We start from the raw sequence: 8,970 nt of genomic DNA, 5'->3' as shown, positions 1-8,970 counted from the left end.
AAGGACGGGTTCACGGCGTCCCCGCAAACCCGCAGTCCCCCGCCAACCCTCAGTACAACCCAGAGCCATGACAACGCTGTTGCCGTTGCTCTGGCTCTGGCTTGAAACGGGTGCCGGGCAGCGCCCGGCCGGGTATCCTTTCCCTCTGATGTCCGACCTTGTCCATGCCAGCCGCGAAGCCCTCAGCGACGGCGGCGCGCTCGCCTCGCATCTGGACGCCTTCGTCCCGCGCCCGGCCCAGCTGCGCCTGACCGAAGCCATCGCCGATGCGCTGCAGCAGCGTGACCTGCTGCTGGCCGAGGCCGGTACCGGCACCGGCAAGACGTTCGCCTACCTGGTGCCGGTGCTGCTGTCCGGGTTGCGCACCATCATCTCCACCGGCACCCGCGCGCTGCAGGACCAGCTCTACCACCGCGACCTGCCGCGTGTGCGCCAGGCACTCGGTGTCGGCCTGCGCAGTGCGCTGCTGAAGGGACGTTCGAATTACCTGTGCCGCTACCGCCTGCAGCAGGCGCGGGGCGAGCCGCGCTTCTCAAGCCCAGAACAGGCGGCGCAGTTCCAGCGCATCCTGGCCTGGTCCGGACGCTCGGAGTTCGGCGACATCGCCGAACTGGACGGTTTGGCCGATGATTCGCCGCTGCTGCCGATGGTCACCTCCACCGTCGACAACTGTCTGGGCACCGACTGCCCGTTCTGGGAAGACTGCTTCGTGGTGCGTGCGCGGCAACGTGCGCAGGCGGCAGACGTAGTGGTGGTCAACCATCACCTGCTGCTGGCCGACCTGGCATTGAAGCAGGATGGCTTCGGTGAGCTGCTGCCGGGGGCGCAGGCCTTCGTCATCGACGAGGCGCATCAGTTGCCTGAACTGGCCGCGCAGTTCTTCGGCGAAGGCTTCGGCATGCGCCCGTGGCAGGAGCTGGGCCGCGACTGCCTGGCCGAAGCGCGCGGCGTCGGGGGGGCGCAGTCGGCGCTGCAGGAACCGGTCGACCACTTGCAGCAGGCGCTGCTGGCGTTGCGTTCGGCGATGGAGGGGCTGCCGCCGCGCGGCACGCAGTGGCGTGCGCTGACGATGCCGCAGGTGCGTGATGGCTTCGATACGGTGATGGCTGGCCTGGTGACGCTGGAGCAGGCCTTGCAGCCGCTGCGCGAAGCCGCGGCGGGCCTGGATGCCTGCCATGCGCGGGCGCGTGAGGCGGTTTCGCGGCTCGGTCGCTGGCTGGGCGATGACGAACCCGCCCTCGACTTCGATACTGATCCTGCGGACACCGGCAATGCCACCGATGTGCTCTGGTATGAGCTCACCCCGCGTGGTTTCCGCTGCCAGCGCACGCCGATGGACGTGTCCGGTCCATTGCGCGAGCACCGTGAGCGCAGTCGCGCGGCATGGATCTTCACCTCGGCGACGCTGACCGTGGGCGGTGGTTTCGATCACATCGCCACCCGCCTCGGGCTGGACGACCCGCAGACGCTGGTCCAGCCGAGTCCGTTCAATTGGCCCGAGCAGGCGCTGTGTTACCTGCCTGAAGGCCTGCCCGATCCGGCCGCACGTGGTTTCGGAACCGCGCTGATCCAGACCCTGCGGCCGGTGCTGCAGGCCTCGCAGGGCAGGGCGTTCCTGCTGTTCGCTTCGCATCGCGCCCTGCGTGAGGCCGCCGAGGCACTGCGCGATGGGCCATGGCCGTTGTTCGTGCAGGGTGAGGCGCCGCGTGCGACGCTGCTGCAGCGCTTCCGTGAATCGGGCAATGGGGTGCTGCTGGGCTCGGCCAGTTTCCGCGAGGGCGTGGACGTGGTGGGTGAGGCGCTGAGCGTGGTGATGATCGACAAGTTGCCGTTCGCGGCACCGGACGACCCGGTCTACGAGGCACGCCTAGAGGCGATCCGCAGCCAGGGCGGCAATCCGTTCCGCGACGAACAGTTGCCGCAGGCGGTGATCGCCCTGAAGCAGGGCGTTGGCCGCCTGATCCGCAGCGAAAGCGACCGGGGCGTGCTGGTCCTGTGCGATCCGCGCCTGCTCAACCGTGGCTATGGCCGGGTCTTTCTTGAGTCGCTGCCGCCGTTCCGGCGCACCCGCAGCCTGGCCGATGTGCAGGCCTTCTTTACGCCACAATGGGCGCCCGTGGCCGATGATGCCGTTCCGACCGCCGCCGCCGCGGCGGGCCCGGAGCCGGCGCCCGGTGTCACGTTCCCCCTGTTCTGACCTGATCCGATGAAACTGCTCGCCTTTGAAACCGCCACCGAAGCCTGTTCCGTTGCCCTGCATGTCGATGGGCAGGTGCTGGAACGCTTCGAGATCGCCCCGCGCCGGCATGCCGAACTGAGCCTGCCGTGGGCCGAGGCGCTGCTGGCCGAAGCCGGCATCAGCCGCCGCCAGCTGGACGGTATCGCGCTCAGCCGCGGTCCGGGTGCGTTCACGGGCGTGCGCCTGGCGATTGCCATTGCCCAGGGCATCGCACTGGCACTGGACCGCCCGCTGCTGCCGATCTCCACGCTGCAGGTGTTGGCGCTGCGCGCACCGGCGGAAGAAACGCAGATCCTGTCGGCGATCGATGCGCGGATGGGCGAACTCTACGTCGCCCGCTTCGAGCGCGTGGACGGCCTGCCGGTGGCACGCGATGCCGAACGCGTGTGCGCACCCGCTGCGGTAGCGCTGCCGGAAGGGCTGTCGGCCTACGGTGTCGGCACCGGTTTCGGTGCAGCCGAGGGGGCACTGGTGACCCACCTGGGCACCGGCCTGCGCGGCTTTGATGCCACGGCGCTTCCGCGTGCGTCGGACGTGCTCGCACTGGCGGTGCCGGCGTTCGCCCGCGGCGAAACCGTCGCACCGGAGAAGGTCGAACCAGCATACCTGCGTGACAACGTGGCACTGACCCTGGTCGAGCAGCAGGCCGCGCGCGAGGCGAAGGCGAAGGCCAACGGCTGAGCCCCTCGTGGCGGGATTGGTCGCGTAGATCAAAAGCCGTGGTTTGGCCGGGCGGGTGGGCTGCGCAGGGGGCGCTGCAAGTACGTCCCTGTAAGCTCGGTCGCCGCATCCATGCGGCTCACGCCCCTGCGCAGCCCACCCGCCCGGCCTCTGACAGTTTCCGTGCACGTCCGCCACAGAAGATCAAAAAAGAAAAGTCAAAATCAAAAGCGGGTCGCTTCGCTTGCATCCACGCGTGGCGTGGATGTGTATCGACCAAGGTCGACACCTACCAAAGCAGTGGTGCGCCGCGATCTATCAGAGGCGGGGGGGGGTCGGGCGGCGGGGTATCCGCGGCATGGATGCCGCGGCTAAGCCTACACGGACGTACTTGCGGCGTCCCCGCCGCCCGACACCGCCTCGCCACGCTTCAGTACACCAACCGCCGCTGTTGCTGTTGCCGTTGCTCTAGCCTTTCAGCGGGTCCCGGGCCGCAGGCCCGGCCAACAAACCCTACCGGTCGTCGCGCAGTTCGCCGCCGGGCAGGAACACCCACGTGCGGGTGACCTGCAGGATGTCGATCTCATCCTCGGTCTTCGGCAACGGTGGGAACGGCTGCGCCAGCTTCACCACCCGCAGTGCCGCCTCATCCAGCAGTGGCGTTCCGCTCGACCGCAGGATCCGGCTGCTCTCCACGCTGCCATCGCGGCGCACGCCCACGCTGATCACCACCTGGCCGCCCAGCCGGCGCTGCCGGGCCTCGTCCGGGTAATTCAGGTTGCCCACGCGCTCGGCGCGGTCAACCCAGGCCCGCAGGTAATTGGCATAGGCATACTCGCGCGTGCTGGCCGACACGAACTTGCGGTTCGGGCGCTTGGCGTACTGCGCCGAGCGCAGATGCACTTCTGCGGCCAGTCGGGCCATTTCCACATCGCGCTGTTCGCGCGCACTCAGCGGGGCGTCCGGTTCGGGCTGATCCGGCGTGGGGCGGGACTGGGCCTGCGCGACCGCCTCTTCGCCATTGCGGCTGCTGACCACCCGTGCCTGTGGCGGCGGGACCGGCGCGGCCGATTGCTGCTGCTGTGGGACCGGGCTCAAACCGGGCTGCGCCTGCGGCACGATGCCGGCCTGGTTGTCGCGCGGACGCTGTGCGCGGTCGTGTTCGCCACCGCCATCCTGGTTGGCTGCGGCAAGAAAATCGGCCTGCTTCGGCGTCAGCACGGTGCGGGTCTGGCTGAAGATCACTTCCAGCGTGGGCACCAGCGGTGCATCGCCTTTCACGGCGAAGCCCACGCCCAGGATCAGCAGCGCGTGAACCAGCACCGACAGCGCGATGGTCGCCCCCAGCCGTTGCGCTTCGCGTGGTGGCGGGGGCAGGACGGCAGGTGCGGTTGCCATCAGCGCAGGCCGGCCTCAAGCGCGTCGAACAGGGTGCCGGCGATGTTCAGGCCGAACTGTGCGTCCAGTTCGCGTACACAGGTCGGGCTGGTCACGTTGACCTCGGTCAGGTAATCGCCGATCACGTCCAGGCCGACGAAGCGCATGCCGCGACGCTTCATCTCCGGGCCGACCTGGGCAGCGATCCAGCGGTCGCGCTCGCTCAGCGGGCGGCCTTCGCCGCGGCCACCGGCAGCCAGGTTGCCCCGGAACTCGTCGCCCTGCGGGATGCGCGCCAGGCAGTAGTCGACCGGTTCGCCATCGACCAGCAGGATGCGCTTGTCGCCGGCCGTGATGTCGGGAATGAACTTCTGGGCCAGTGCCAGTTTGCGGCCGCCGTCGGTCAGGGTTTCCAGGATCACGTTCAGGTTCGGATCGCCTTGGCCGCTGCGGAAGATCGAGCGGCCGCCCATGCCGTCCAGCGGCTTCAGCACGGCCTGGCCATGCTCCAGCGCGAAGGCCTTCAAGGCCTTGGCGTCGCGGCTGACCAGGGTCGGCGGGCAGCACTGCGGGAACAGCAGCGCGGCCAGCTTCTCATTGTAGTCGCGCAGCCCCTGCGGATTGTTGACCACGCAGGCACCGGCGGCCGCAGCCACGTCCAGCACCTGGGTGTCGTAGATGTACTCGGCGTCGACCGGCGGATCCTTGCGCATCAGCACGATCTGGCCGGGGCCGAATTCGGTACGGCTGAATGCGCCCAGCTCATACCAGCCAGCCGGGTCGTCGCGCACCTGCAGCGGCGCGGTCTGGGCCACTGCCACGCCACCCTCCAGGGCCAGGCCGCCCGGGCGCACATAGTGCAGGGCATGGCCGCGGCGCTGGGCTTCCAGCAGCATGGCGAAGGTGGTGTCCTTGGCGATCTTGATGTGGGCGATGGGGTCCATCACCACGATGACGTTCAACGGCATGGGCGCACCTGTCAGGCAAGGCGTTGATGGTAGCGGCAACGCCGGTCGCGCGCCTCCCTGCCATACTGCAACGCAGCGTCCGCCCGGCGCTCGCGCACTCATTGCGAAACCCGTCACGTTCAGGAGGCTGCCATGCCCCGCGCCATGGGGCGGCCTTGAAGCGGGCGCGGAAAGTGCGATATAGATACGCTTTCGTAGCGGCCCCCGCCAGAGATCGGGCCGTGCGCTTGGGGATAGGCAATGACTGAAAACACGACTGCGGGCGGGGAACTCGCAGGACTCCGGGTGATGGTCATCGATGATTCGAAGACCATCCGCAGGACTGCGGAAACACTGCTCAAGCGGGAAGGCTGCGAGGTGGTCACCGCCACCGACGGCTTTGAAGCGCTTGCGAAGATCGCAGATCAGCAACCGCAGATCATCTTCGTCGACATCATGATGCCGCGCCTGGACGGGTACCAGACCTGTGCGCTGATCAAGGGCAACCAGCTGTTCAAGGCGACCCCGGTCATCATGCTCTCGTCCAAGGATGGCCTGTTCGACAAGGCGCGGGGACGCATCGTCGGCTCGGAGCAATACCTGACCAAGCCATTCACGCGTGAAGAACTGCTGGGTGCCATCCGCACATACGTCAACGCCTGACCAGGGGGGAAAGGCACAATGGCTCGTATCGTTCTGATCGAGGATTCACCGACCGACCGCGCGGTGTTCACCCAGTGGCTGCGCCGTGCCGGCCACGAGGTGCTGGAAGCGGACAACGCCGAGGATGGACTGCAGCTGGTCCGCGACCAGGTGCCGCAACTGGTGCTGATGGACGTGGTCCTGCCCGGCATGAGCGGCTTCCAGGCCACCCGCGCGATGGCCCGTGACGCAGCGATCAAGCACATCCCGGTGATCATCGTCAGCACCAAGGCGATGGAAACCGACAAGGCCTGGGGCCTGCGCCAGGGCGCGGCCGATTACATCGTCAAGCCGCCGCGCGAGGATGAACTGATCGCGCGGATCAACGAACTGGTGGCCTGATGCGCTCGCCTTTCGACATCCTCGAAGCCTATGAACGCCGCAGCCTGGCCCACGCGGTGCAGCTGCCCGAACGGCAGTTCGCCCAGGACCTCTGGCGTGGCGTGGGCTACCGCGTCGGCCAGCGCCGGCTGGTGTCCGATTTCCGCGAAGTGGTGGAGATCGTGCCGATGCCGCCGGTGACCCCGGTGCCATGCGCGCAGCCCTGGCTGCTCGGCGTGGGCAATCTGCGCGGCAACCTGTTCCCGGTGGTCGACCTGAAGTACTTCCTGGAAGGCGTGCGTACCGTGCAGCAGGAAGGCCAGCGCGTGCTGATCATGCGCCAGGCCGGTGGCGACGTCGCACTGACCATCGATGAACTGTTCGGCCAGCGCAGCTTCGAACTGGACCAGCAGATCGAGGCCGGCATGCTGGCCGAAGGGCGCTACGGCCATTTCGTCGATCGCGCCTTCCATGCCGATGGCCACGACTGGGGCGTATTCTCGCTTTCGCTGCTGTCGCGCACCCCTGAATTCCGGCAAGCCGCGGCCTGAGGCCGGGCATCGCCCCCTGCATTGAAGATCGAGGTTGAACGATGAGTACTGCTTCGGACGCCACCAAGACCGGCAAGCTGCGGCTGGGCGGCAGCAACCTCTGGCTGTTCCTGCTGCTGGCATCGATGATCCTGTTCGGCGTCAACACCGGCGTCGCTACCTGGCAGGGCAGTCGCCTGGCCGATGCCGGTTCCAAGGCGGCCGACCTGCAGGTGCTGTCGCAGCAGCTGGCCAACCAGGGCCGTGACGCGGTGGGCGGCAACGCGCAGGCGTTCACTGCCTTCAAGGCCACCCGCAACGCGATCGAACAGAATGTGTCGACCCTGCAGGGACGCTATGGCAAGGAGCCGGGCGTGTCCGGTGCGATCGCCACGCTGGGCGAGACCTGGGCGCCGCTGGGCAAGCAGGCCGGGCAGCTGGTGGCCAGTGAACCGGCGGTGCTGGCCCTGGCCGGCAACGCCAACAACTTCACCGGCGCCGTGCCGGGGCTGCAGGCCCAGCTGAACGAGCTGGTGCGTGCGATGTCCGCTGCCGGCGCGCCCTCGTCGCAGGTGTACAGCGCACTGCAGCAGGTCGTGGTGGCCGGCTCCATGGCCCGCCGCGTAACCGAAATGCGCGCCGGTGGCAGCGGCGCTGCTACGGCCGGCGATGCGCTGGCGCGTGACATCACCGTGTTCTCGCAGGTGCTCGACGGCCTGCGCAATGGCAACGAGGAACTGGGCATCACCGCCGTGCGCGGTGCCGCTGCCGTGGCCGCGCTGGAACAGTCGCAGCAGAAGTGGGAAGCGATGAAGCAGGACGCTGACGCGATCCTGGCCAGCTCGCGCCAGCTGTTCGCGGCGCAGTCCGCCGCCACCGCGCTGGGCCAGGGTTCGGCCCACATGCTGGATGACAGCCGCAAGCTGTTCGACGCGTTCTCCTCGTTCGGCTCGGTGTCTGACACCCGCCTGTTCCCGAACTTCTGGATCGGTGTGGTCTCCGGTGCGCTGTCGCTGATCGCGATCATCGGCTTCGTTTCCAGCAACGTGCGCAGCCGCTCGCGCGAGCAGGAACTGCGCTACCAGACCCAGGTGGAGTTCAACAGCCGCAACCAGCAGGCGATCATGCGGCTGCTGGACGAAATCTCCTCGCTCGGCGAGGGCGACCTGACGGTGAAGGCCTCGGTGACCGAGGACATGACCGGTGCCATCGCCGACGCGATCAACTACGCCGTCGACGAGCTGCGCCACCTGGTGACCACCATCAATGACACCTCGGCCAAGGTCGCGCTGTCCACCCAGGAGACCCAGGCCACCGCCATGCAGCTGGCAGAGGCGGCCGGCCACCAGGCCAACCAGATCACCTCGGCGTCGGACCGCATCGGCGAAATCGCGGCAAGCATCGAACAGGTGTCGCGCAACTCGGCCGAGTCGGCCGACGTGGCACAGCGCTCGGTGGTGATTGCCGCCGAAGGTGCCGGCGTGGTGCGCGAGACCATCCAGGGCATGGACCAGATCCGTGACCAGATCCAGGAAACCTCCAAGCGCATCAAGCGCCTGGGTGAGTCGTCGCAGGAAATCGGCTCGATCGTGGAACTGATCAATGACATTTCCGAGCAGACCAACATCCTGGCGTTGAACGCAGCGGTCCAGGCGGCCTCGGCCGGTGAAGCGGGTCGCGGTTTCGCGGTCGTGGCCGACGAAGTGCAGCGCCTGGCAGAACGTACCTCCGGCGCGACCCGACGCATCGAGAACCTGGTGCAGGCCATTCAGGCCGACACCAACGAAGCGGTCACCTCGATGGAACAGACCACCGCCGAAGTGGTGTCCGGTGCACGCCTGGCCGAGGATGCCGGCACCGCGCTGACCGAGATCGAGCGCGTGTCCAATGCACTGAACACCCTCATCAAGAACATCTCCATCGCCGCCCAGCAGCAGTCGGCTGCGGCCGCGGACATCACCCGCACCATGGGCGTGATCCGGCAGATCACCGGCCAGACCTCGCAGGGCGCCGGGCAGACCGCCGAATCGATCGGCCACCTCGCGCAGCTGGCGGCCGACCTGCGTCGTTCGGTCGCCGACTTCAAGCTGCCGGCGTGACGCGGGCAGGGCGGCGAGCAAGGAACCAGTCGATGAAGCATTTCCATTTCCCACGCCAGAACTCGCGCGGCCACCGCGCGGCGGCGAACGGAGCG

The 8,970-nt window shown here is 67.9% G+C and carries 8 protein-coding genes; 6 read left to right on the top strand and 2 right to left on the bottom strand.

The annotated features are described in order from the left end of the window. Positions 1–148 precede the first annotated feature (148 nt). Positions 149–2,197 (top strand): DNA repair helicase YoaA, encoded by a 2,049-nt coding sequence (gene yoaA / locus BN1263_RS13515; RefSeq protein WP_019660101.1) that lies wholly within the window; start codon positions 149–151, stop codon positions 2,195–2,197. Positions 2,198–2,206: 9 nt separating this feature from the next. Further along, positions 2,207–2,920 (top strand): tRNA (adenosine(37)-N6)-threonylcarbamoyltransferase complex dimerization subunit type 1 TsaB, encoded by a 714-nt coding sequence (tsaB, locus tag BN1263_RS13510; RefSeq protein WP_058981800.1) that lies wholly within the window; start codon positions 2,207–2,209, stop codon positions 2,918–2,920. A 492-nt stretch (positions 2,921–3,412) separates the two neighbouring features. Here the strand turns inward: tsaB and BN1263_RS13505 are convergent, their stop codons facing one another. Beyond that, complete coding sequence (locus BN1263_RS13505; RefSeq protein WP_058981798.1) at positions 3,413–4,297, bottom strand: energy transducer TonB family protein; 885 nt, start codon at positions 4,295–4,297, stop codon at positions 3,413–3,415. Next, positions 4,297–5,244: a glutathione synthase gene (gshB, locus tag BN1263_RS13500; protein WP_019660098.1), complete on the bottom strand. Its 948-nt coding sequence runs from the start codon at positions 5,242–5,244 to the stop codon at positions 4,297–4,299. Before gshB ends, BN1263_RS13505 begins: the two co-directional genes overlap by 1 nt. Positions 5,245–5,484: 240 nt before the next feature. On the opposite strand from gshB, the gene pilG reads away from it, so the two are divergent. The 4 genes from pilG to BN1263_RS13480 are packed head-to-tail and all read left to right on the top strand — an operon-like array spanning position 5,485 to position 8,875. Next, complete coding sequence (pilG, locus tag BN1263_RS13495) at positions 5,485–5,886, top strand: twitching motility response regulator PilG (RefSeq protein WP_005418455.1); 402 nt, start codon at positions 5,485–5,487, stop codon at positions 5,884–5,886. An 18-nt stretch (positions 5,887–5,904) separates the two neighbouring features. Continuing rightward, positions 5,905–6,267 carry a response regulator gene (locus BN1263_RS13490; RefSeq protein ID WP_005410717.1) on the top strand — a complete coding sequence of 121 codons (363 nt, stop codon included), beginning with the start codon at positions 5,905–5,907 and terminating at the stop codon, positions 6,265–6,267. Then, positions 6,267–6,797, top strand: a complete 531-nt coding sequence (locus tag BN1263_RS13485) for a chemotaxis protein CheW (protein ID WP_019660097.1) — start codon at positions 6,267–6,269, stop codon at positions 6,795–6,797. The genes BN1263_RS13490 and BN1263_RS13485 overlap by 1 nt, the downstream gene beginning before the upstream one ends. Before the next feature lie 41 nt (positions 6,798–6,838). Beyond that, on the top strand, positions 6,839–8,875 hold the full coding sequence (locus BN1263_RS13480) for a methyl-accepting chemotaxis protein (protein ID WP_058981797.1): 2,037 nt from the start codon (positions 6,839–6,841) through the stop codon (positions 8,873–8,875). Positions 8,876–8,970: the final 95 nt, after the last annotated feature.

The organism is Stenotrophomonas thermophila, assembly GCF_001499715.1.
In the GTDB taxonomy this organism is placed as follows: Bacteria; Pseudomonadota; Gammaproteobacteria; order Xanthomonadales; family Xanthomonadaceae; genus Stenotrophomonas; species Stenotrophomonas hibiscicola.
This window is presented reverse-complemented; position numbering and strand designations above follow the sequence as displayed.

What these genes read in the sequence shown, in the direction of transcription:
- BN1263_RS13480 (WP_058981797.1), top strand. Translation starts at nt 6,839, where the DNA reads ATGAGTACTGCTTCGGACGCCACCAAGACCGGCAAGCTGCGGCTGGGC.
- yoaA (WP_019660101.1), top strand. Translation starts at nt 149, where the DNA reads ATGTCCGACCTTGTCCATGCCAGCCGCGAAGCCCTCAGCGACGGCGGC.
- BN1263_RS13490 (WP_005410717.1), top strand. Translation starts at nt 5,905, where the DNA reads ATGGCTCGTATCGTTCTGATCGAGGATTCACCGACCGACCGCGCGGTG.
- tsaB (WP_058981800.1), top strand. Translation starts at nt 2,207, where the DNA reads ATGAAACTGCTCGCCTTTGAAACCGCCACCGAAGCCTGTTCCGTTGCC.
- gshB (WP_019660098.1), bottom strand. Translation starts at nt 5,244, where the DNA reads ATGCCGTTGAACGTCATCGTGGTGATGGACCCCATCGCCCACATCAAG.
- pilG (WP_005418455.1), top strand. Translation starts at nt 5,485, where the DNA reads ATGACTGAAAACACGACTGCGGGCGGGGAACTCGCAGGACTCCGGGTG.
- BN1263_RS13485 (WP_019660097.1), top strand. Translation starts at nt 6,267, where the DNA reads ATGCGCTCGCCTTTCGACATCCTCGAAGCCTATGAACGCCGCAGCCTG.
- BN1263_RS13505 (WP_058981798.1), bottom strand. Translation starts at nt 4,297, where the DNA reads ATGGCAACCGCACCTGCCGTCCTGCCCCCGCCACCACGCGAAGCGCAA.